At 54.6% G+C, this 21,321-nt stretch carries 17 protein-coding genes and 5 tRNA genes; 11 read left to right on the forward strand and 11 right to left on the reverse strand.

Going from position 1 to position 21,321, the window contains the following annotated elements; translation table 11 throughout:
- Positions 1 to 63: 63 nt before the first annotated feature.
- Complete coding sequence (locus H6A25_RS04505; RefSeq protein ID WP_204750808.1) at positions 64 to 1,821, forward strand: ATP-binding cassette domain-containing protein; 1,758 nt, start codon at positions 64 to 66, stop codon at positions 1,819 to 1,821.
- Between the two features lie 2 nt (positions 1,822 to 1,823).
- A complete protein-coding gene (locus tag H6A25_RS04510) occupies positions 1,824 to 3,569 on the forward strand; it encodes an ABC transporter ATP-binding protein (protein ID WP_204750809.1) in 1,746 nt (581 codons plus the stop codon).
- A gap of 74 nt (positions 3,570 to 3,643) precedes the next feature.
- Here H6A25_RS04510 and H6A25_RS04515 read toward each other — a convergent pair whose 3' ends face one another.
- Positions 3,644 to 4,609 (reverse strand): helix-turn-helix transcriptional regulator, encoded by a 966-nt coding sequence (locus H6A25_RS04515; RefSeq protein WP_204750810.1) that lies wholly within the window; start codon positions 4,607 to 4,609, stop codon positions 3,644 to 3,646.
- A gap of 189 nt (positions 4,610 to 4,798) precedes the next feature.
- Between H6A25_RS04515 and H6A25_RS04520 the strand changes: the two genes are divergently transcribed.
- The 3 genes from H6A25_RS04520 to H6A25_RS04530 are packed head-to-tail and all read left to right on the forward strand — an operon-like array spanning position 4,799 to position 7,649.
- Entirely contained in the window at positions 4,799 to 5,410 is a 612-nt protein-coding gene (locus H6A25_RS04520; RefSeq protein WP_204750811.1) for an MptD family putative ECF transporter S component, read from the forward strand.
- The gene (locus H6A25_RS04525; protein ID WP_204750812.1) at positions 5,407 to 6,132 is read left to right on the forward strand and encodes an energy-coupling factor transporter transmembrane component T; all 726 of its coding nucleotides are present in this window, start codon (positions 5,407 to 5,409) and stop codon (positions 6,130 to 6,132) included. The genes H6A25_RS04520 and H6A25_RS04525 overlap by 4 nt, the downstream gene beginning before the upstream one ends.
- On the forward strand, positions 6,129 to 7,649 hold the full coding sequence (locus H6A25_RS04530; protein WP_204750813.1) for an ABC transporter ATP-binding protein: 1,521 nt from the start codon (positions 6,129 to 6,131) through the stop codon (positions 7,647 to 7,649). The genes H6A25_RS04525 and H6A25_RS04530 overlap by 4 nt, the downstream gene beginning before the upstream one ends.
- A gap of 53 nt (positions 7,650 to 7,702) precedes the next feature.
- On the opposite strand, the gene H6A25_RS04535 is transcribed toward H6A25_RS04530, so the two are convergent.
- Together H6A25_RS04535 and H6A25_RS04540 are read right to left on the reverse strand one after the other, a co-directional pair.
- Positions 7,703 to 8,455 (reverse strand): alpha/beta fold hydrolase, encoded by a 753-nt coding sequence (locus tag H6A25_RS04535; RefSeq protein ID WP_204750814.1) that lies wholly within the window; start codon positions 8,453 to 8,455, stop codon positions 7,703 to 7,705.
- Positions 8,452 to 9,459: a helix-turn-helix domain-containing protein gene (locus tag H6A25_RS04540; RefSeq protein ID WP_204750815.1), complete on the reverse strand. Its 1,008-nt coding sequence runs from the start codon at positions 9,457 to 9,459 to the stop codon at positions 8,452 to 8,454. The genes H6A25_RS04535 and H6A25_RS04540 overlap by 4 nt, the downstream gene beginning before the upstream one ends.
- A gap of 169 nt (positions 9,460 to 9,628) precedes the next feature.
- Here H6A25_RS04540 and H6A25_RS04545 point away from each other — a divergent pair, with 169 nt between their 5' ends.
- Entirely contained in the window at positions 9,629 to 11,392 is a 1,764-nt protein-coding gene (locus H6A25_RS04545; RefSeq protein ID WP_204750816.1) for an ABC transporter ATP-binding protein, read from the forward strand.
- Entirely contained in the window at positions 11,385 to 13,094 is a 1,710-nt protein-coding gene (locus H6A25_RS04550; RefSeq protein ID WP_204750817.1) for an ABC transporter ATP-binding protein, read from the forward strand. The genes H6A25_RS04545 and H6A25_RS04550 overlap by 8 nt, the downstream gene beginning before the upstream one ends.
- Positions 13,095 to 13,149: 55 nt before the next feature.
- Here H6A25_RS04550 and H6A25_RS04555 read toward each other — a convergent pair whose 3' ends face one another.
- On the reverse strand, positions 13,150 to 13,323 hold the full coding sequence (locus H6A25_RS04555; RefSeq protein ID WP_204750818.1) for a hypothetical protein: 174 nt from the start codon (positions 13,321 to 13,323) through the stop codon (positions 13,150 to 13,152).
- A 57-nt stretch (positions 13,324 to 13,380) separates the two neighbouring features.
- Entirely contained in the window at positions 13,381 to 14,355 is a 975-nt protein-coding gene (locus H6A25_RS04560) for a helix-turn-helix domain-containing protein (protein ID WP_204750819.1), read from the reverse strand.
- Positions 14,356 to 14,545: 190 nt separating this feature from the next.
- Between H6A25_RS04560 and H6A25_RS04565 the strand changes: the two genes are divergently transcribed.
- The 4 genes from H6A25_RS04565 (at position 14,546) to H6A25_RS13160 (ending at position 18,372) form a co-directional block, all read left to right on the forward strand.
- The gene (locus tag H6A25_RS04565) at positions 14,546 to 15,148 is read left to right on the forward strand and encodes an MptD family putative ECF transporter S component (RefSeq protein WP_087414897.1); all 603 of its coding nucleotides are present in this window, start codon (positions 14,546 to 14,548) and stop codon (positions 15,146 to 15,148) included.
- Positions 15,145 to 15,834: an energy-coupling factor transporter transmembrane component T gene (locus tag H6A25_RS04570; protein ID WP_204750820.1), complete on the forward strand. Its 690-nt coding sequence runs from the start codon at positions 15,145 to 15,147 to the stop codon at positions 15,832 to 15,834. The genes H6A25_RS04565 and H6A25_RS04570 overlap by 4 nt, the downstream gene beginning before the upstream one ends.
- Positions 15,831 to 17,819: an ABC transporter ATP-binding protein gene (locus H6A25_RS04575; protein WP_243423234.1), complete on the forward strand. Its 1,989-nt coding sequence runs from the start codon at positions 15,831 to 15,833 to the stop codon at positions 17,817 to 17,819. Before H6A25_RS04570 ends, H6A25_RS04575 begins: the two co-directional genes overlap by 4 nt.
- Positions 17,820 to 18,132: 313 nt before the next feature.
- Positions 18,133 to 18,372 (forward strand): tyrosine-type recombinase/integrase, encoded by a 240-nt coding sequence (locus H6A25_RS13160; protein ID WP_204750859.1) that lies wholly within the window; start codon positions 18,133 to 18,135, stop codon positions 18,370 to 18,372.
- Positions 18,373 to 18,417: 45 nt separating this feature from the next.
- Here the strand turns inward: H6A25_RS13160 and H6A25_RS04585 are convergent.
- The 6 genes from H6A25_RS04585 to H6A25_RS04610 form a co-directional block, all read right to left on the reverse strand.
- Positions 18,418 to 18,493 (reverse strand) — tRNA-Lys (locus H6A25_RS04585).
- A 4-nt stretch (positions 18,494 to 18,497) separates the two neighbouring features.
- Positions 18,498 to 18,572 (reverse strand) — tRNA-Gln (locus H6A25_RS04590).
- Between the two features lie 53 nt (positions 18,573 to 18,625).
- Positions 18,626 to 18,702, reverse strand: a tRNA-His gene (locus tag H6A25_RS04595).
- A 9-nt stretch (positions 18,703 to 18,711) separates the two neighbouring features.
- Positions 18,712 to 18,788: transfer RNA gene (locus H6A25_RS04600), tRNA-Arg, on the reverse strand.
- A gap of 27 nt (positions 18,789 to 18,815) precedes the next feature.
- Positions 18,816 to 18,889: transfer RNA gene (locus tag H6A25_RS04605), tRNA-Gly, on the reverse strand.
- A 100-nt stretch (positions 18,890 to 18,989) separates the two neighbouring features.
- The gene (locus H6A25_RS04610) at positions 18,990 to 21,320 is read right to left on the reverse strand and encodes an ATP-dependent Clp protease ATP-binding subunit (RefSeq protein WP_204750821.1); all 2,331 of its coding nucleotides are present in this window, start codon (positions 21,318 to 21,320) and stop codon (positions 18,990 to 18,992) included.
- Position 21,321: the final 1 nt, after the last annotated feature.

Consider the following 21,321-nt stretch of genomic DNA (forward strand, 5'->3'; position numbering starts at 1 on the left):
GATACAATAGGGCATGGTGAGAGACATCTCACCATGCCAATTTTTTTTGAGAGGAGTGGTTTTGTGAAACAACGCAGCTGGCTGGCCATCCTGCTCTCTTTTGCCGGTCCCTGCCGGGGAAAGCTGGTCTTGTCTGTCTTGTGTGCTGTTATCAGCGTAACAGGGGGCTTTGTGCCGTATCTGGGGGTCTATGGGATCCTTCGCCTGTTTATCCGTCAGTCGGCCTCCGGCATGGAGCTTCTCCGATGGGCTGGAGTGTGTCTGGTGGGATATACGGTCAAGGTGGCTTTTTATGCCTTTTCCACCATGCTGGCCCATGTGTCCGCCTACACCATTCTGGAGGGCCTGCGCCGTCAAGTGGCCCAAAAGCTGATGCACGCTCCCCTGGGGAGTGTGCTGTCGAAGCCCATCGGTTCCCTCAAGAGTACCATTGTGGATCGGATCGAGGACATTGAGCCGCCGCTGGCCCACATGATCCCGGAACTGAGCTCCAATGTGCTGCTGCCCATCGTGGTGGTAATCGCCCTCTTTGCCATGGACTGGCGGATGGGCCTTGCCTCCCTTGCCACGATTCCGGCCGCGCTGATCCCCATGGCGGCGGGCCTGCGGACCTACAACGAAAAATATGCCGCCTATATGGAGGCCAATGCCCAAGTCAACAGCATCATCGTGGAGTATGTGGAGGGCATCGAGGTGGTAAAGGCCTTCAACCAGAGCGGCGCCTCCTATGAGAAATTCGTCCGGGCAGTGACCAGCTTTCGTGATTTCACGCTGGATTGGTTTCGCTGCACCTGGAAATCCATGAACCTGTGCCTGTCCATCCTGCCTACCACGCTGCTGGCTACCCTGCCGGTTGGGATCGCCCTGTATCAGACCGGCGTCCTGGACCCGGCCCGGCTGGCTCTGTGCCTGATGCTGGTGCTGGGTATCGTGTCCCCGCTGGTGCAGGCGGCGGCCTTCCTCAATGCCATGAAGAGCATGGAATTTGCCGTCCGGAACACTCGGCATCTGCTGGATCTGGAGGAGCTGCCCGAGGCGTCCGAGCCCGCCCGCCTCTCCGGCAGCGGTATCACTTTGCGGGATGTGTCCTTCTCGTATAGCGGGAAAGAAGAGGACACTGTGCTGCGTCACATTGATCTGGAACTTCCCGCCGGCACCTTCACCGCTCTGGTGGGTCCCTCCGGCGGCGGCAAATCTACGGCAGCCCGGCTTATCGCCCGGTTCTGGGATGTGACGGATGGCTGCATTGCCATAGGCGGTGTGGATATTCGGAATCTCACACTGAAGCAGCTGGCGGATCAGGTCAGTTTCGTGACACAGGACAATTTCCTCTTTGACTGCTCTCTGAAAGAAAACATTCGATTGGGGAAGCCGGACGCCACGGAGGAGGAAGTTTGGGCGGCTGCCCGGGCTGCTCAGTGTGAGGAGTTTTTAGGGCGGCTGGAGCATGGATGGGATACCCCAGCGGGTGAAGCGGGCAAGCAGCTCTCCGGTGGGGAGCGGCAGAGGATCGCCATCGCCCGCGCGATTCTGAAGGACGCCCCCATTGTCATTCTGGACGAGGCCACCGCCTTTACCGATCCGGAGAATGAGGACAAGATCCAGCGTTCCCTGATGGCACTCTCCCATGGGAAAACGCTGCTGGTTATTGCCCACCGGCTGAGCACGATTCAGAACGCCGACCAGATCGTGGTGCTGGAGAAGGGCCGTATTGTGGACAAAGGCACACAGCCGGAACTGCTCAGCCGATGCCCACTTTATCAAAAGCTATGGCAGGCCCATGTGGGTGCCCAGAATTGGGCGGTTGGAAAGGAGGCTTGACCATGTTTCGGAGTATGAATCGGATTTTGCGTTGGACAAAGGGGTACCACAGACGGCTGTATCTCGGAAGCCTCTGTTCGTTTCTTGCCACCTGGGCCGCTGCCGGGCCGGTGATGCTGGCGGCCTGGGCCCTTGGGCTGGTCATCGAGAGTGCCCAGGAGGGGACGGCGCTGGACGCCAAGCTCCCCTGGCTGTGCCTGGGTGGGATCGTCCTGCTGATCCTTTTGCGCTTCGTGTGTGCTTACTGGAAAAACCGGCTCCAGGAGAGTATCGGAACAGAGCGGGCGGCACAGCAGAGACTGGAACTGGGCGACCTGCTCAAACGGGTTTCCCTGGGGTATTTCTCCAAGAATAACCTGGGCGACATTTTGGCTGCTCTGACTACGGAACTGAGTACCCTGGAGCTGCAGAGCATGAAGATGGTGGATGCAGTCATCAACGGCTATCTGCAGGTTCTGGTCATCGTTTTGTGCATGGCTTTCTTCTGCCCGGAGGCGGCGCTGGTGGCAGTGGTGGGCGTGCTGCTGTCCGCCTTTGCCCTCCGCGGCATCGGGCGGCAGAGTGCCCGCACCGCTCCGGTGGGACATCGGGCCCAAGAGGCATTGTCCGGGGCGGCCATTGAGTACATCCACGGCCTGCCCGTGGTCAAATCCTTTGGCCAGGAGGGGGTGTCCTCCCAGCGTTTTTTTGAGGCATGCCGGGCCAATAAGGACATCCGGATCAAAAACGAGTTTGGCTTTGTGCCCTGGAACTGCCTGCACCTGTTTTCTCTGAAGGCTGCGGCTGTTGGCCTGGTGCTCACCGCCGGCTGGCAGACTATGAACGGAACCTTGGAGCTGCCGGTGCTCCTGATGGCTGCCATGTTTTCCTTCACGATCTTCGGCAGTGTGGAGTCCATCAACGACGCCGCCCATATCCTTTCTGTCACCGACTCGGTGCTGGACCGTCTGGAAGAACTGGAGGGAACGGAACTGCCGGATCAGGATGGGAAAGACATCTCTTTGGAGCGTTACGACATCTGCTTCGACCATGTCTCCTTCGGTTACGGAACACGGGAGGTGATCCACAATGTTTCCTTCCAGCTGCCGCAAAACAGCGCCACCGCCATTGTAGGGCCGTCCGGCAGCGGGAAGAGCACCCTCTGCGCACTGCTGGCCCGGTTTTATGATGTGGATCAGGGACGCATCACCGTGGGCGGCTATGACATCCGGAAGATGACCTGCGACAGCCTTTTACGCAACATTGCTATGGTATTTCAGAATGTGTATCTGTTCCACGACACCATCCGCAATAACATCCGTTTTGGCCGTCCGGATGCTGCCGAGGAGGAAGTAATCGCCGCAGCCAAAGCGGCCCGCTGCCATGACTTCATCATGGCGCTGCCCCAAGGGTACGACACCATGGTGGGAGAAGGCGGCTCCAACCTCTCCGGCGGAGAAAAGCAGCGCATTTCCATTGCCCGGTGTCTTCTGAAAGATGCCCCCATCATCATTCTCGATGAGGCCACCGCCAGCGTGGACCCGGAGAATGAGCATGAGATCCAGGAGGCGCTCTCTGCTCTGGTGCGGGGAAAGACTATCATCACCATCGCCCACCGTCTGGCTACAATCCAAAACGCAGACCGGATTTTAGTGGTGGAGGATGGCCGCATTGCTCAGCAGGGCACCCATCAGGAGCTGATGAGCCAGGAGGGAACTTACCGGAACTTTATCGAGATCCGACAGCGGGCTGAGGGCTGGCGGATATAAAAACAGTATGTGGGGAGGCAGATCTGCCTCCCCACATACTGTTTTGGGATGATTCTTTGGATTTTGGCTTTGTATCACTTTCGCTTTGCCATTTTCCTGTACTCCAGCGGGAGCAAGCCGGTGCTTCTTCGAAACAGTTCCGCAAACCGGCTGGATGTAGAATATCCTATCGTTTGAGCAATCTGACCAATTTGCAGATCGGTATGAGCCAGCAGATATTCTGCCTGACTCATGCGGCGCTGCTGCATATACTCTGTGATCGTGCAGCCATAGACCTTCTTGAAACTGCTTTTGAGCTTTGTCGTACCCATGCAGGCAATTTGTGCCAGGCGTTCTATGGGCACTTCACCAGCGTAATGATCACTCAAATAGGCCGCTACGGTTTGAAGTCGTTCCAAATCCTGAGAAACCAGTTTGTGATCTGAAACTGAACGCTTTTTTTGATATTCAACCACCAGAGAGAGCGCCTCGGCTACTTTGCTCTCATAATAAAGTTTAGCTGCAATTCCGGTTCCACGGTAGCTCTGTAGTTCCGATAGAAGCCGGTACATTTCCGGGAAATCTGTTGTTTGGTCGATTTTCTGAAAAGCCTCGATGGGATTCCGATATTCTTCCGGATACTGTTTTTTCAGATAGTCTTCATAATATGCGGGGGTGATCTCGATGCCGATGGATCGAACCGGTATATTTTTGTGGACGATTACTTGATATGGCTTGTATCCGCCCACATAGGTCTTGATACATCCGGCTGACAACCGGCGATACGGAGACAACTCTTCACCGGAGATGGAATCGTAACGGGTAATACTGAGACATTCCGGGAGATCAAATTCCAGCATAAAATCCTTATTGAAAGAGAAGTTGTGTATCTTGATGTCGAACAGATCCCTTTGTCCGTAGGTCCAATAGGAACCTTCGCCAACTTCCGGAGATAGCTTCCAGCAAAGCCCCAGAGGACCATACTGATCATTATCTGGTTCCGGTACAAAACCGTGCTTTTTCAGTAATGGGGCATAGTATTGTTCAATGATACCGGTCATTACAATAGATACGCCTCCCTTGTTTTGCAATGATTAGACGAATTTTTGAAATGATAGGACGAACCTCGCTCCAAACGATTGAAAGTAGGTTGTGCATGGTGTAATTATATATAACGATTAGCCACATCTAACCAAAGGATAGCATGCCTATCCCATAAAGTCAACGCATTACAAAATAGGAGGATCAACATGAACAACCGAATCAATCCCGCAAAAAAGGGCCTCACTATCAAAGATCTTGTGACAACCGGCATTTTCAGCGCAATTTTCTTGGTGTTTACCATGATCGGCGGTATTTTCTTTGCACCAAACCCGGTTTTGACATTCTATATGCCGATGGGTGCAGCATTGCTGTGCGGCCCTGTATATCTTCTGATGATCGCCAAAGTGCAGAAGCGGTGGAGCGTCACCATTCTTGGTATCGTTATGGGGATCATCTGGTTTGTTACCGGAATGCACTGGGCCTTTTCTTTAGGCTATATCGGAATGGGAATGATCGCCGATCTGGTGGCTGGCGCGGGAGATTACCGCAATAAGGCGGTCAATCTGCTGTCCTATATGCTGATGTCGCTGGGCGGCGTTTACACCTATGTGGTGTTTTTTATTGATCCGCAAGGCTGGGCCAGCACGATGCTGGAAAACGGCACGGAACAGTCCTATATTGACACAATGAGCGCGTCTGCTCCTTCCTGGCTGTTGGCTGTTATCATTATCGGAACGCTGGCGATTGCTGCGTTCAGTGGTTGGATCGGTGGGAAGCTGCTGAAAAAGCAGTTTGAAAAGGCTGGGATCACCGCATGATTGGCGGAGCGTTATTCAGGCGCAGACTGTGGCTGGACCCCAGAACGAAGATATTATTGCTCCTGTTGTGTATCCTTTCTGCCATGATGGCTCCATCCTTATTCTATGAACTGGGTCTTGTGGTGCTGATCGGGCTGCTCGGCATTTGCTTTGGAAAGTGGAAGTATGCCTGGAAAGGAGTGCTGTTCTACGCGCTGATCGTTCTGCTCACCTTCTGGATTTTGGATACCATGACCGGAACTTGGCGCACCATGTTTATCGCTTTTTTAGGGTTGTTCCATAAGGTCTACCCCTGCGGGATGCTGTCCGGCATTGTCATCTCCACTACAAAGGTCAGCGAATTTCTCTCGGCGATGAATCGCATCCATGCACCCCAAAAGCTGGTAATCCCCTTGGCGGTCATGCTGCGTTATATCCCTACCATTCAGGAGGATTGGCGGTTTATCAAGGATGCGATGCGGATGCGGGACGTCTCGCCTTCGCTTAAAGGGCTCCTGACACATCCCGGAATAACGGTGGAGTGTATCTATGTTCCGTTGATGATGGCGGCATCCAAAGCGGCGGATGAACTGTCCATCGCTTCCATCACCCGCGGCATTGAAAACCCAAAGCCTCGAACTTGTCTGGTGCAGATCCATATTGGTTTGATGGACATTGCGGCAGTCTTTTGCTTTGCAGGCGCACTGGCTGTGGGGCTTTATGGAAAGGGGGTGCTGGGATGATTGAGTTAAAGCATGTATCATTTACTTATCAAGGACAAACAGGAGACGGACTGCAAGACATCAACCTGACCATAGAGGACGGAGAATGTGTGCTGTTCTGTGGCCGGAGCGGCTGCGGAAAGACCACCATCACGAGGCTTGTAAACGGCTTGATCCCGCAATTCTACGCAGGAGAACTGGCGGGCAGCGTACTGGTGGATGGTCAGGAAGTCCGTGATCTTCCTATGCACCAGATTGCCGCAAAGGTTGGATCGGTGTTTCAAAATCCAAGGACACAGTTTTTCAATGTGGATACAGACAGCGAGATCGCTTTTGGTATTGAGAATCAAGCACTTCCAGTTTGCCAGCTGAGAGAACGCGTGGATCGTACATCGGCAGAACTGCACATTGAAAACCTCCGTAATCGCAACATCTTCGAGTTATCCGGTGGAGAAAAGCAAAAGATAGCGTTTGCCTCGGTCTATGCGATGAATCCTCAAATATATCTTTTGGATGAACCGTCCTCCAATTTAGATATGCGTTCCATTCAAGAATTGGGAGAACATCTCAGGCTGATCAAATCACAGGGAAAAACCATATTGATTGCAGAACATAGGTTGTACTATTTGATGGATCTGGTGGACCGGATTGTGTATTTGGAACATGGGAAAATCATGCAGGTCTTTACGCCGGAAGCATTTCGGCAGCTGTCGGAGGATACCCGGGAACAAATGGGCCTTCGAGCGATTGATTTGCATCGTGTTCTCCCGCCGCGGGACCATTCCCTTGCGCCTGTTCCAGATCCTATCCTGGAACTTAACAATGTAGCCCTTCACTATAAGAAGAGAACCGTTTTGCACAACATCAGCCTTACAGCAGCAAAGGGAGAGGTAATTGGTGTCGTTGGCCACAATGGGGCCGGAAAAACGACCTTTTCCCGTGCTTTGTGCGGGCTTCACAAGGCCTGTGATTGTCAATTCTTTTGGAACGGTCTTTCCTTGGATCACAAAGATCGCCTGCGGCATTCCTATATGGTCATGCAGGATGTGAACTACGAGCTTTTTGCGGATAGTGTGGAGTCAGAATGTACATTCGGTATCCGCAATCCGAAACAGACGCTCGTTGACGCAACACTGGAAGAGTTGGCCCTGGCCCCATTCAGAGACCGCCACCCCAATACCCTGTCCGGAGGTCAAAAGCAGCGGGTGGCGGTAGCGGTCAGCATGATTTGTGGGAAAGACCTGCTGGTGTTTGACGAGCCGACCAGCGGGCTGGATTTTGATAGCATGACACAGGTTGCGGGTCTGATCCGGCGGCTGTCTGATATGGGAAAAGTCATCTTTATTGTCACTCATGATTTTGAATTTGTCAGTCGTACCTGTTCCCGCATCCTCCACTTTGATGAAGGAGAAATGCCCGACGATGTGCCTGTTACCATGGACGTTCTCCCTACATTGAGAGAATTGTTCTCCATTTCACAAAGCAGGCCGGGACGGATAGAACACCGGAAAAGCCGATTCTGTTCTGCCGATTGCTGACGATTGAAAAAGCCGCATGGTGGAATGTTCCCCATGCGGCCTCTTGGGTTCTATTAGTGAAGTTCCCTGGCGAGGTATTCCTCCAATACCTTGGAATACTGCTCTCCCAGAACGGCGGGATATTGGCAGTGAACATAGCCTTCCCGGATTGTAAAGGAAGCAGACGGATAGTGCTTTGAGACAACCCTGCGCGCGGTCTTGGCGTTGATGTCCTCACTGCCATACTCAAAAAACAGGTGAGCTTCCAACTCCTTTGGATAGTTGGGAAAGGTGCAGTCCGAACAGGCGGCAGCGATGGCTTGCAAAGTTTCCGGACGAATTTGTTCAAAGGTGTGCCCCATGATAAGGCCGAGCGTCTCCCCATAGATTTTTGTCATCCGCTGTGCAGACAAACCGGGATGTTGCTGTGCTTTCCGATGTTTTGACAGAAACATACGGGTCGCCATCATCCGTAGAAAAGCAGCATTGGAATGGAGGGGGCATCCCTCTAAGACTGCGGTGTGAACTTTGAATGTGGGCATGGCAATCAACTGCATCGCCACCACGGCACCGATGGATGCACCAAACACTAACTTCAGATCAATCCATCCCTGCGTTGTCAGCCAGCCGGCCAGCGTTGCTGCCTCTTGTTGGGCGCTTTGAAAGATCCCAGTATCTGTTCCATGGCCTGTCAGATCCGGCGCGATCACACAATGACTGTTCCGCAGTTCGCCCAGCAGAGGCAGCATACTTTTCCCGTCCAGAAGCATGGGGTGCAGAACAACGATTTTGGGATTAGATGGATCTCCAAAATACTGTATTTTCATAAAGAATCTTTCCTTTCCATATCGTTTACCTCCGTGAAGGAACTCCAGCATGCTCTGCGGTATTCTGCAGGGGAGCGTCCGGTGTTTCGCCGGAAGATCTCTGCGAAACGGCTGGGATTCTGATACCCAACAATGGCCGCCACCTGGCTCACCGGCAGGTCGGTTTCCCGCAGCAGCCGCCCAGCCTGCTCCGTGCGCTGCCCCTGAATGTACTGGGTAATCGTGCAGCCATACCGGACATGGAAGGCGTCCTTCAGCTTGGAAATACTCATGCAGCCAATACGGCTGAGACGTTCCAGCGACAGTTCATCCGCACAGTGGGCCGTGATGAAGGCTGCCACATCGGCCAGCCGTACCATATCCTCCCCGCTGACAGAACGGCGGCTCCCGCGCTTCAGGTGCCGCTCTGCCACCAGCGCCACCGCCTCCGCCACCTTCCCATCATAAAACAAACGGGCGGGAAGCCCCTCCCCCCGGTAGTCGCGCACCTGTTTCAAGAGCTGCACCATTTTCGGGAAGTGTTCTGTCTGATCCAGCGTTTGAAAAGACTCCAGCAGGCTTTGATACTCCTGGGGAAACTGGCGGCGCAGATAATCCCGGTAGTAAGCCGGGGTGATCTCCACGCCAATGGAAACGATGGGGATCTGCCTGTGGATGAGCGCCCGGTATGGTTCCCGACCTCCGATAAAACTTTTGACACAGCCTGGAACAAGACGGCGGCAGGGGGAGAACTCCTCCCCGGAAATGGATTCATACCAGGTGACACTGAGACTCTCCGGCCAATGGAACTCCAGCAGCTGATCCTCATGGAAAAAGAAATCATGAATTTTGATGGTGTAGAGATCCTGCTGCCCGTAGGTCCAGAAAAAACCGCCGCCCTGCCGGGAGCTATGACGCCAGCACAGCCCCATGGAGCCGTAACGCCGGTTCTCCCGATCTGGAATAAACCCGTGTTCCTCCATCGCCTGGCCATATTGCTGCTCCAAGTCTTTATTTGCCGCCATAATCTGTCACCACCTCGATCAGCCACATCTCCACCCCAATCAGCCGGAACCGCGCCCAAAGCCTTGCGATACCGCTGTTTTGCCGGTAGGATGGATGTTGGTTAGTATCTGCTAACTAAAATATCACTTCCCGGCGCTCTCGTCAAGCCGGGGGAAGGAGGAACAGACGATGAAAGAAAAACGGCCATCACCGGTGATGCGGCTGCTGCAGTGGGCCGGGCCGGAGCGGAAATGGCTGATCCTGTCCGTTTTGTGTGCCTTTGGCAGCGGTATTCTGGTCATCACATCGTATATCGGCATTTACCGGCTGATGGATGCGGTGCTCTCCGGTGCCTGTACCAAAGCAGTGATCGCCGACTGCGCTTTGCTGGTCACGGCGGGCACCGTGGGAAGGCTGGTGCTGCTGGGTACTTCGGGCGTGCTGTCTCACAAGGGAGCCTATGGGGCGCTGTTTCGAGTGCGGTGCATGGTAACGGAGCATCTTGCCAAAGTGTCTCTTGGAGCCTTGGACGAGCGGAGCACAGGCGCGGTCAAGACCGTTCTCAATGAGGACATCGAGAAGTTGGAACTGTTTCTGGCCCACAACCTGCCGGAATTTGTGGCCTATCTCACAGGACCGGTTGTGATTTTCCTGTATCTGCTCTCCGTCAATGCCCCTCTGGCCCTGGTCTCCCTGATCCCGCTGCCCCTGGCCGGCATTGTGATGGCGGTCATCTTCCGAAGAATGAAGGGGGTCTTGTCCGATGTCAACCGCTCCCTGGTAGGCTTTAATTCCGTGATGATTGAGTACATCTCCGGTATGCGGCTGATCAAAGCGTATAACATGGGCAGCCGCTCCTTCCAGAAGTTTTCCCATGCCATTGAGGAGGAGAACCGGATCTGGAACCTGGTCACACACAAGACGGCTCCGCCCTATGCCGCCTTTCTGCTGCTGGTGGAGTGCGGAATGGTGCTGATGGTTCCAGTAGGCGGCCTGCTTTTCCTCCGGGGAAGCGTTACCGGCAGCGTATTTCTGCTTTTTGCCTATGTGGGCGGGATGTATCTCACCGAGATCCTGCCCCTGCAAAAACTGGCCACCACCTTTGCTCAGGCGCTTTCCGGCGTGAAAAAGGTGGAGGAGATCCTGGATCTGCCCACCTTTTCCGGCGGCGCGGCCTTTCCGGAGACCTGTGGCATTACTTTGGATCATGTCTCCTTTTCCTACGATGGAAAGACCGATGTGCTCAGGGATTGCTCCCTCACTGTGGCGCAGGGGGAAAAGGTTGCGCTGGTGGGGGTGTCCGGTGCAGGCAAAAGCACCGTGATCCAGCTGATGGCCCGCTCTTACGATGCGACCCAGGGAACGGTCCGCATTGGCGGCAGAGATGTGCGGGAGTTGGACTACGAAGACCTGCTGGACCATATCTCCCTGGTGTTCCAAAAGACCTTTCTGACCCGGGGCAGCGTGCTGGAAAACATCCGCATGAACTCGGGAGCAACATTGGAGCAGGTGCGCGAGGCTGCCAGGCTGGCGCAGATCGATGATTTCATCCAATCGCTGCCCCAGGGCTATGAAACCAAGGTGGGTACTTTCGGCTCCCGTTTCTCCGGTGGGGAGCGGCAGCGCATTGCCATCGCCCGGGCCATTTTGAAAAACGCCCCCATTCTGATCCTGGATGAAGCCACCTCAGCGGCTGATCCGGAAAACCAGGTGGAGATCGACCGGGCCATTGAAAACCTGTGCCGGGGCAAGACAGTCGTGATCGTGGCCCACCGGCTGGGCGCCATCAAGCTGTGCGACAAGGTGGCAGTGGTGGAGAACAACACCATTACCTGCTGTGGTACCCATGAAGAGGTGCTGGAGAAAAATGAATACTACCGCAGGGCTTGGGCGGATTACCGGGCTGCCCGTGCCATTGCCTATTCCGTAGAAGGGGGTGTGCAGCATGCGTGAGGCAAATGTGTTCCGTAAAAATCGGGCCTTCTATTTCGGTGTGATCCTCACGGTAGTGGAAGGGCTGCTGTCCGGGTGCAGCTACTTGTCCATTTATATGGTTCTGTCCGGGCTGTCTGAGGATAACCTGAGCGCGCAGCGGCTCGGGCTGCTGACTGCATTTCTTGCGGGCATCTTCCTGATTCGACTGGTCATTTACGCCGCCGGTTACACGCAGGTTCAACTGGGCGGAGCTGCTGTTTCCAAAGGGCTGCGGCTTCGGCTGGGTGACAAGCTCAAACAGATCCCTCTTTCCCGCTTCACCCAGGGACAGGTGGGAGAGTATGTGAATACCATGACCAGCGATGTGGGCAGATACGAGAAGATCCTGACCCACTCCAGCGGCAACATCACCAAAAACGCGGTGCTGGCCGCCATGCTGGTAGGCTTTGTATGCAAGGTGTATCTGCCGGCGGGGCTGATTCTTTTCTTGGTGGTAGCGGGGCTGATCCCAAATCTGTGGCTTTCCTTCCGCGTTGTTGCCAAATACGGCGTGGCCAAGCATGAGGTCAGCGCCGAGACGGTCAGCAGCATCGTGGAGTACATCGACGGTATCCAGACCTTCCGTGCCTATCATATGGGTGGTGTCCAGAATCAGGCCACTACCGAGGCGATGCGGAGGTTCAGTCGGGTGTGTTATCTGTACGAGGCAAAGGGCATCCCTATTGGCTTCGGGTATAACATTCTCAGCTGGTGCAGTGTACCGGCCATCATGGCACTGGCAGCCGGTCCCTGGGCAGCCGGTACGCTGAGCAATGTGGATTATCTCATGGTCTCCATGCTGCCCATTCTGCTGACCAAGCTTACCACTGCCATTTCCATCGATCTCTTTGAATGGAAGCACCTGATGGTCTCCAAGAACAATATCCTCCAGGTGATGGCGGAACCGGAGGAGAGAGGTTCCATGGCGCCCTTCCATCCTGCTGAGCAGAACATCACCTTCCGCTCGGTCTCCTTCTCCTATGTGCCGGGAGAGCCGGTGCTGAAGGAGCTGTCCTTTACGGCGCCGGCAGGAAAGCTCACCGCCATTGTAGGAGACTCCGGCTGCGGCAAATCCACCATTCTCAATCTGATCGCCAAATACTACGAACCGCAGAGCGGCGACATCTCCATCGGAGGGCAGTCCATTGAGACCGTGGCGGCAGAACGGGTGCTGGAGCAGATCTCCATGGTGGATCAGCAGGTGTTCCTCTTTGACGATACAGTTCGGGAGAATATCCGCCATGCCCGCCCCTCGGCCACAGACCGTGAGGTGGAGGCCGCCTGCCGTGCAGCTGGATGTGACGGCTTCATACAGAAGCTGGAGCATGGCTATGACACCCCTATTGGGGAAAACGGAAACTTTCTCTCCGGCGGGGAGCGTCAGCGTCTGTCCATCGCCCGGGCTATTTTGAAAAACAGCCCCATCCTGCTGTTAGATGAAGCCACTGCCTCTCTGGACATTGAAAACGAGCTGGCGGTCAAGCGGGCGATCCTGGGGCTTTTGTCTGAGCGGAAGACAGTAGTCATGATTGCACATACCCTGTCTATCGTCCGAAATGCGGATCAGATCCTGGTGGTAGCAGACGGGAACATTGCAGAGTCCGGCACTCATGAGGAGCTGCTGGCCAGAGGTGGAAAATATGCCGCTATGTGGGCAGCTGAGCAAAGACTGTCCAATTAAGTGGAGATGCTTCCCCGGCACTGACAACGATCCCTTCTTCTCCTATTGTCATAATTCAGAATTCCGGAATCACGCCATTATAGCGATCCGCCTTTTCCAGAAGCGGCCCTCTGGCGCCCATGGTAAAGGCAATGTCGCTGCTGCGGATGGATAAGAGCCGTAGCCCTGGGGTAATGCGAAGAAAATCCATCAGCGGATTCGTCAGATGAACCTGCCCGTCTGCTGTCACAGAGAGCCAGCAGTGGTAGCGTCCTTTGCAAAAAGAGCCACGCCTTGTACATGGACTCTAATTGTCATCAGCAATCGAAAGGTGTGCCCTGCGGCGATACTCCAGCGGCGGGCAGCCGAAGTGCCGAACAAAAACTGCGGCAAATTTGCTCTGATTTTCGTAGCCTACCTGTGCTGCGATCTCCGCCACTCGTAATTCACTGCTCTGCAGCAATTCTGCTGCCCGGCGCATCCTCACCTCTCGTAAAAATGTGGAGAGGTTTTCTCCAAACACACCGCGGAAGTAATTCTTAAGACTGGTTTCGGCCACCTGGAACCGCTCCGCCAGTTCCCGCGCTGTATGGTTCTGGCTCAGGTCTGCGCACAGAATGTTCCGTGTCTCCCTAGCGATGGCCACTTGGGAGCTGGTAAAATAGCGGACTGTGGGACTGGTTTCAAGAGGCTGGCGTTCTACCTTCCAAAGCAGCTGGGCGGAGAGAAGTTTCAGCAGTCCCACTTCCTCCGAATCTCGAAGCTGCCACAGGTCATCCAGCAATGTCTGTACACAGGCAGGCGTGGGTCCCAAATAGAGTCGGCGGAAGGTATGCAGGTGCTCCATGATCCCCTCTGGGCTTACTTCCCCCTCCTGAAACAGTGGATAGGGACGATGGGCCAACAGATCCAGATCCAAAAACAACTCGATACCCTCATAGAGACCGCTGGGGTAGCGATACTCCTCCTGCGCCTGCTGGGTTCCTACGGCCATGTGTCCTTGAGAGAGAAAGGCAAACTGTCCATCCTCCAGCACCACCTCACAGCGCCCCTTCTGGCAGAAGTTCAGCAGCAGGATGTTGGCTGCCTCGTTCTGCGCCAGAGGCCAGACCTGGGTATAGATCCGGTTGAAGGAAAGAATTGCGCCCTCCCACAAAGAAAACAGTCGCAGGCTTCCGTTCTCTGAACCACAGCGGGTCATCACCGTAGCCTTGCCATTGGCTCGAACCTTCACATCGCCTGGGAAACGGCTGGCATCAAAAAGTTGCGTTATATTGGACATGAGCAGCGCCTCCGTTACTTGATCTGGCTTTGATTGTACCGGACCGGCGACGAGCCGTCAATGAATGCTCTGAATCTGAGTGCTGTTTGGAGCCAAAACGCCTGTATGGAGTTGGTGGCAGACAAGCAGCTATGTTATCCTGTCTTATGGTTAGCAATGTCTAACGATTACTGACAGGAGGAAATGAAATATGTCTCAATCATTGGAACAGGGAAAACGCAAACTGACTGCCAAAGATGCCATCACCGCCGGCGCACTGGGGGCGGTATGCATAGCAATCCGCTTTCTTTTTATGCTGGTGGGCGGTGTCAGCCCCTATGTATGGTTTGCTACCCACTTTATTGATGCCATTCTGATCGGACCGGTGTTCATGCTGATGGTGGCCAAAGTGCGGAAAAACGGCCCCTTTCTTCTCACCAGCCTGATCACCGGCGTGGTGCTGGTGGCTGCTACCTGGATGTTCCCCATCACGGGACTGGTGGGAGGAATTCTGTGTGAGCTGTGCCTGCGGGCTGGACAGTTCCGGAAGAAAGGCTGGCTGATGCTGGGCTTCTTCTGCTTCAATCTGGGCTTTATCGGTGACTTTCTGCCCCTCTGGTTTACCAAAGAGAGCTATTTGGAGTATGCCGCCCAGATGATGGACGCTGGCTATATGGCCACCATGGAGGGCCTGCTGACCTGGCCGGTGTTCGGGGTCATTGTACTGAGCATTCTGGTGGGTTCTGTTCTGGGGGCCTTGCTGGGTATGAAGCTCATGCGTAAGCATTTTGTCAAGGCCGGGCTGGCCCAATGAGGAAGAATATTCGCCCTTCTTTTCTTGATCCTCGAACCAAGATCCTGATCTGGCTGTTGGCCAATGTGGTGGTGTTCACCTGGAGCCCTGCGGTTTTCCAGCTCAGTGTCATGGTAGCCTATTTGATTCTCTTTCTGGTAGAACGGAAAGGTACCATGCTGGCAGGGCTGCTGGCGACATATCTGGCTATCCTGGCGATACAATACTGGCTGTTACCGCTGCTGCCCGGCTCTTTGGCTACGGTCTTTGCTACGGTGACCTACTTCATTCTGGTGTTCCCCTGCATTGCCGGCGGTGCCTATCTGATTGCCACCACCAGCGTCAGCCAGTTCATGGCTGCTTTGGAGAGGATGGGCGCTCCCCGGAGTTTTTCTATTACCCTTGCGGTGACGCTGCGCTTTTTGCCTGCACTTCGGCAGGATTTGCGCCATATCCGGGATGCCATGGCCCTTCGAAATATCCGTGGCTTTGAGGAGAAACTGGAGTGCATTTATGTACCAATGCTCATGGGGGCAGCCCAGACAGCAGAAGAACTCAGCGAGTCCGCCACCGCTCGGGGCATCGAATTCCCAGGAAAGATGTCCTCCTGGCGGCCCATCGGATTTCACATCCAGGATGTGGTGGTCACACTACTGTTTCTGGCCCTCTGCGTGGGCGGGATCTGCTGCAAGGGGGTGTTGCCATGATTATCTTTGACCATGTGACCTATGCTTATGAGGGCAAGGAGACGCCAAGCCTTCGGGACTGCACCTTTTCTGTGAAACCGGGGGAACTTATCCTGCTCACCGGTGAGAGCGGCTGCGGCAAGACCACAATCATCAAGCTCGTCAATGGCCTGCTTCAGCATACTGGAGGTGGGACGCTGGCGGGAACTGTTATGGTTGGCGGCCAGGATGTGGCACAGACCCCGCTGTGGGAATTGGCGCGGACGGTGGGCTCGGTGTTTCAGAACCCCAAGTCCCAGTTCTTCAATCTGGACACCACCAGCGAGGTACTTTTTGGGCTGGAGAGTCGTGGAGCGTCCCACGATGAAATGGCACAGGCTCTGGAATCCGCCGCCCAAGTCTGCGGAGTGGGGCCGCTGCTGGAGCGGAGCATTTTTGCTCTGTCCGGTGGAGAGAAACAGCGCATTGCCTGCGCCAGCGCCTGGGCCATGGGGCCGGAGCTGTTTGTACTGGACGAGCCTTCCTCCAATCTGGATGGGGAGGGTATCCGCCAGCTCCGGGAGATTCTGAAACAGCTGAAAAAGGCCAGGAAGACCGTGCTGATGGCAGAACACCGCCTTTGGTACGCTGCCGATCTTGCTGATCGGGTGTTCTATCTGCGGAGCGGGCAGCTGGAACGGGAATATTACGGGAAAGATTTTCTCGCTCTGCCCGAGGAGGAACGCCGCTCCATGGGACTGCGAAGCATTGCGGAGATACCGGTGTCCGCACCTGGGTCAAGCACAGCGGCGGGAGCGGACGGCTTGACGGTGCGGGAGCTGCGGGCGGCCTATCACGGTGCGACTGTATGGGAGGGCGTATCCTTCCATGCGCCCAGAGGGCAAATTACCGCAATTACCGGCCAAAACGGGGCAGGCAAGACCACCCTGGCCCGGTGTCTGTGCGGTTTGATGAAGGAACAAAGCGGTACAATTTTTTGGGACGGAAAGCCTCTGCGCCGAACGGAAAGAAGGCGGAAGGCGTTTCTGATCATGCAGGATGTGAACCTCCAGCTTTTTGGAGACAGCGTGCTGGCGGAAGTCCGGCTGGGAAATACGGCCACAGAGCAGGAGGCTTTGACAACCTTGGGCCGAATGGATCTGGCTCAGTATGCGGATACTCACCCCATGGCCCTATCCGGCGGGCAGAAGCAGAGACTGGCCGTTGCTGACGGCTGTCTCAGCGGAAAGGAACTGCTGATCTTTGATGAGCCTACCAGCGGACTTGACTATGGCCACATGCTGGAGGTGAGCCGACGCCTCCGGGAGTTGGCGGAGCAGGGGCTATGTGTGGTGGTTATCACCCATGACGGAGAATTCCTGCGGGAGAGTGGGGCTTGGATGGTGGATTGGTTGCCAAAAGAAAAGAGGCGTGGTACGCTCCGTGGATGTGGCTCGGCACATGGATGCTTTATGTTGTGTATAAAGTGCGGTGCCTCTCTTCCCGAAGGGGCAAACTTCTGCCATATGTGTGGAAAAAAGCAAATCCCACAAAAAAGAAAACCTCTCAAGCGGCCCAATGGCTCCGGTACCGTCTATAAACTTTCCGGCCATCGCAAACGCCCTTGGGTGGCCGCCAAAAATAGAGTTATTATTGGATATTATGAGAAAAAAACCGATGCTTTGCAGGCATCGGAAAGGCTGTCCGGGGTTTCTCTCTCAGATCGGTTCAATATGACTTTTGCTGAAGTTTATGCCCAATGGAGCCCCGAACATTTCAAGACCATTGGCCCCAAAGGGGTGGAAGCCTATGAAAACTCCTTTCAGATTTTTTCTTCCCTTCACGATACCAAATTCCGTGATCTCAGAACTTCCGATTTCCAGGAGATCTTCTTTTCTCATTGGAAAAATCCCACACCACTCTCTCCAAATACAAGCAGCTTCTCACACAGATGTATTCTTTTGCAATCCGGGAAGAAATTGCAACTACGAATTTTGCCAAATTCATTTCTCTTCCCGATCAAGTAAAGAAGGAAAAAGAGATCTTTTCCCAAGCTGATATTGAAAAACTGAAAAAAGAAGGAAGCGATGCTGCCAAAATAATTCTCATGCTGATTGGAACCGGTATGAGAATCGGTGAGCTGTTTTCTCTTCCTCTGTCCGGCTATCACCAGACTTATGTGATCGGCGGATCAAAAACCGATGCCGGCCGAAACCGCATCATTCCCATTCGCCCGGAGGCCCGGGACTATTTTGCCCACTTTGCGGCCATTGCCACAGGCCCCCTGCTTCTCTCCGGCTACTCCGGCCAGCGGGTGGCCGATAACTTCCGAAACAGAGAATATTATCCGCTGTTGAAAAAACTCAAAATCAAAAAAAATCCCCTCATTCCACCCGGCACACCTATGCCACCCGGGCTATCAAAGAGGGCTTATCTCCCGAAATGCTTCAAGCAATCCTGGGCCATTCCGACTACTCCACAACGGTTAATTTTTACAACCATTTTGACCCAGAATCCCTCGTTCATGCAGTAGATTCTTTTGCCGTTACTAACAAGTTACTATCAAATTCAAAAGATTAAAACAACAAAAAAACCCTGCAACCATTGAGGTTGCAGGGTTTTTGCTGGTGACCCATCGGCGGCTCGAACGCCGGACACCCTCCTTAAAAGGGAGGTGCTCTGCCTACTGAGCTAATGGGTCATATTGGCTGGGATGGCAGGATTTGAACCTACGAATGCGGGAGTCAAAGTCCCGTGCCTTACCCCTTGGCGACATCCCAGTATAAACCTTTGCGATGTGCCTTTCGGGATGGTACGGAAAAGAAAAAAGATATGGGGTGGATGACCGGATTCGAACCGGCGACCCCCAGAGCCACAATCTGGTGCTCTAACCAACTGAGCCACACCCACCATATATCCTGGCGTGCCCGGAGGGACTCGAACCCCCAACCTACTGCTTAGAAGGCAGTTGCTCTATCCTGCTGAGCTACGGGCACATACGATAGCGGCCATAGCCACCCGAATGGAGCGGGTGATGGGAATCGAACCCACGTAGCCAGCTTGGAAGGCTGGAATTCTACCATTGAACTACACCCGCAAAGTAATCAGCTTAACGAGTATATCATGTTCTCCGAGATTTGTCAAGGTCTTTTTCATGCCCCGGCCCGGTTTTTTTGCCGGGCCGGGGACTTTTGTGGCTAATGACACTCCATGAGGATCTGCTCCCCATCGGAGGAAAGGGAGATGCTGGTGATGGGATTTTGGTAAGCGCTGATGATGGCGCTGGCTGCCCGATCTTCGATCTCCTTTTGAATGAACCGGCGGAGATTTCTCGCTCCGTACTTTATAGAATACGACTTTTTCACCAAAAAGTCAACCAGTAAATCATCAAATTTCAAATCAATGCCGTTGCCCTGCAAAGTATCTTTCAGGTCTCCCAGCATGATCCCGGCAATGGCGGCGAAATCCTTCTCGGTCAATTGGTTGAATGCCACCACCTGGTCGATCCGGTTGATGAATTCCGGCCGCATGATCTCCTGCAGGGCCTTCATGGCCTTTTCCTGGCTCTGCTGGGTTACCGTGCCGCCAAAGCCCATGGCCCCCTGGTTCCGGTCAGAACCTGCATTGGAGGTCATGATGATGACGGTGTTTTCAAAAGACACCTTCCGGCCCTGGGCATCGGTGGCCACCCCATCGTCCAGGATCTGCAGCAGCACATTGAGCACATCGGGATGGGCCTTTTCGATCTCGTCGAAGAGCACCACCGAATAGGGTCTCCGGCGGATCTTCTCGGTGAGCTGTCCGGCCTCGTCATAGCCCACATATCCCGGAGGGGCGCCAATCAGTTTGGACACACTGTGCTTTTCCATGTATTCGCTCATATCCAGGCGAATGAGGGCGTCCGGCGTATCAAACAAATCGGCGGCCAGGCATTTGACCAGCTCGGTTTTACCCACGCCAGTGGGGCCTACAAAGATAAAAGACACCGGTTTCCGTTTGGGCGATACCCCCGCCCGGCTGCGGCGGATGGCAGCGGCCACCGCCCGGATGGCCTCATCCTGGCCGATGACCCTTTTGCCCAGCCGCTCTTCCAGAGAGATCAGCTTTTCAAACTCCTGGCGTTTCACCTTGCTGGCAGGGATCTTGGTCCAGAGCTCAATGACCTGGGCCAGATCATCCACTGTCAATTGAGGGGTGGGATTGTCCCCCAACTCTGTCAGCCGCTGATCGATCTGAAGCAGCCGGCTGCGCAGATAGGCCAGGCGCTGATACGCCCCGGTCTCCTCCGGATCCTGCATCAGTTCTTCCTGCTCTTCCTGAAGAGTGCTCTGCTCTTCTTCCAGCTGGGCTTTTTCATTGATGTCTTTGTTTTTCAGGTTGATCTCCGAACAGGCTTCGTCAATCAGGTCGATGGCCTTATCGGGCAAAAACCGGTCGTTGATATACCGCTCCGACAGATAAACCGCCTGCCGGGCCGCTTCATCGCCGATCTTCACCCCGTGAAATTCTTCATAATAGGGACGGATTCCTTTGATGATCTCCACCGTCTGTTCCAAAGAAGGTTCGGCAATGGTCACCGGCTGGAACCGGCGCTCCAGAGCGGAATCCTTTTCGATGTGCTGCCGGTATTCCTTGAAGGTGGTAGCGCCGATCACCTGGACCTCTCCCCGGGACAAAGCAGGCTTGAGAATGTTGGCAGCGTTCATAGAGCCTTCGGCATCCCCTGCCCCCACCAGATTGTGCACCTCATCGATGACCAGAATGATGTTGCCCAGGCGCTTGACCTCATCGATCAGTCCCTTCATCCGGCTTTCAAACTGGCCCCGGAACTGAGTGCCTGCCACCATGGCTGTCATATCCAGCAGCCAGACTTCCTTGTCCTGAAGCTTATAGGGCACTTCTCCCTGGGCAATCTTCTGGGCCAGTCCCTCGGCCACGGCGGTTTTGCCCACGCCAGGCTCACCGATGAGACAGGGGTTGTTCTTCTGCCGCCGGTTGAGAATCTGAATAACCCGTTCGATTTCGCTCTCTCTTCCGATCACCCGGTCCAGCCCTCCGTCCCGGGCCTTCTGGGTGAGATCGGCGGCGTAATTGCTGAGGAATTTTTTCTTTTTCTCCCGCTTCTTGCCCCGGGGCTTTTCCGGCTTATCCGGCTCTTCTTCCTGCTTGGCGCTGCTCTCCTGGGAGCGCATGGAAAAGAAAGGAATCACCGGCACCTGAGAGGAATTTTCCTCGTCCGGCTCCTCCTCTCCTTCCCCTTCCTCCTCCGTCCCGGTGGGCATCTGGAAGGAGCTGAACAGCCCCTGCATCAGCTCTTCCGGGTTGGTGTTCTCCAGTTCTTTGGATACATTTTCAATGTCGCTGTCGGTGATGCCGAACCGCTCGATCATGTCGGTCACCGGTTTGATGTTCAGCTCCTTGGCGCATTTGAGGCAAAGGCCCTCGTTGTGGGCCTTGCCGTCCTCCAGCCGGGTGATATAGATAACGGCCACATTCTTTTTGCACCTGGAACAAAGAGGCATATTCATG

It is taken from the genome of Intestinimonas butyriciproducens (assembly GCF_016901775.1).
Classification (GTDB): Bacteria; Bacillota; Clostridia; order Oscillospirales; family Butyricicoccaceae; genus Pseudobutyricicoccus.

What these genes read in the sequence shown, in the direction of transcription:
- H6A25_RS04510 (WP_204750809.1), top strand. Translation starts at nt 1,824, where the DNA reads ATGTTTCGGAGTATGAATCGGATTTTGCGTTGGACAAAGGGGTACCAC.
- H6A25_RS04515 (WP_204750810.1), bottom strand. Translation starts at nt 4,609, where the DNA reads ATGACCGGTATCATTGAACAATACTATGCCCCATTACTGAAAAAGCAC.
- H6A25_RS04520 (WP_204750811.1), top strand. Translation starts at nt 4,799, where the DNA reads ATGAACAACCGAATCAATCCCGCAAAAAAGGGCCTCACTATCAAAGAT.
- H6A25_RS04525 (WP_204750812.1), top strand. Translation starts at nt 5,407, where the DNA reads ATGATTGGCGGAGCGTTATTCAGGCGCAGACTGTGGCTGGACCCCAGA.
- H6A25_RS04530 (WP_204750813.1), top strand. Translation starts at nt 6,129, where the DNA reads ATGATTGAGTTAAAGCATGTATCATTTACTTATCAAGGACAAACAGGA.
- H6A25_RS04535 (WP_204750814.1), bottom strand. Translation starts at nt 8,455, where the DNA reads ATGAAAATACAGTATTTTGGAGATCCATCTAATCCCAAAATCGTTGTT.
- H6A25_RS04540 (WP_204750815.1), bottom strand. Translation starts at nt 9,459, where the DNA reads ATGGCGGCAAATAAAGACTTGGAGCAGCAATATGGCCAGGCGATGGAG.
- H6A25_RS04545 (WP_204750816.1), top strand. Translation starts at nt 9,629, where the DNA reads ATGAAAGAAAAACGGCCATCACCGGTGATGCGGCTGCTGCAGTGGGCC.
- H6A25_RS04550 (WP_204750817.1), top strand. Translation starts at nt 11,385, where the DNA reads ATGCGTGAGGCAAATGTGTTCCGTAAAAATCGGGCCTTCTATTTCGGT.
- H6A25_RS04560 (WP_204750819.1), bottom strand. Translation starts at nt 14,355, where the DNA reads ATGTCCAATATAACGCAACTTTTTGATGCCAGCCGTTTCCCAGGCGAT.
- H6A25_RS04565 (WP_087414897.1), top strand. Translation starts at nt 14,546, where the DNA reads ATGTCTCAATCATTGGAACAGGGAAAACGCAAACTGACTGCCAAAGAT.
- H6A25_RS04570 (WP_204750820.1), top strand. Translation starts at nt 15,145, where the DNA reads ATGAGGAAGAATATTCGCCCTTCTTTTCTTGATCCTCGAACCAAGATC.
- H6A25_RS04575 (WP_243423234.1), top strand. Translation starts at nt 15,831, where the DNA reads ATGATTATCTTTGACCATGTGACCTATGCTTATGAGGGCAAGGAGACG.
- H6A25_RS04610 (WP_204750821.1), bottom strand. Translation starts at nt 21,320, where the DNA reads ATGAATATGCCTCTTTGTTCCAGGTGCAAAAAGAATGTGGCCGTTATC.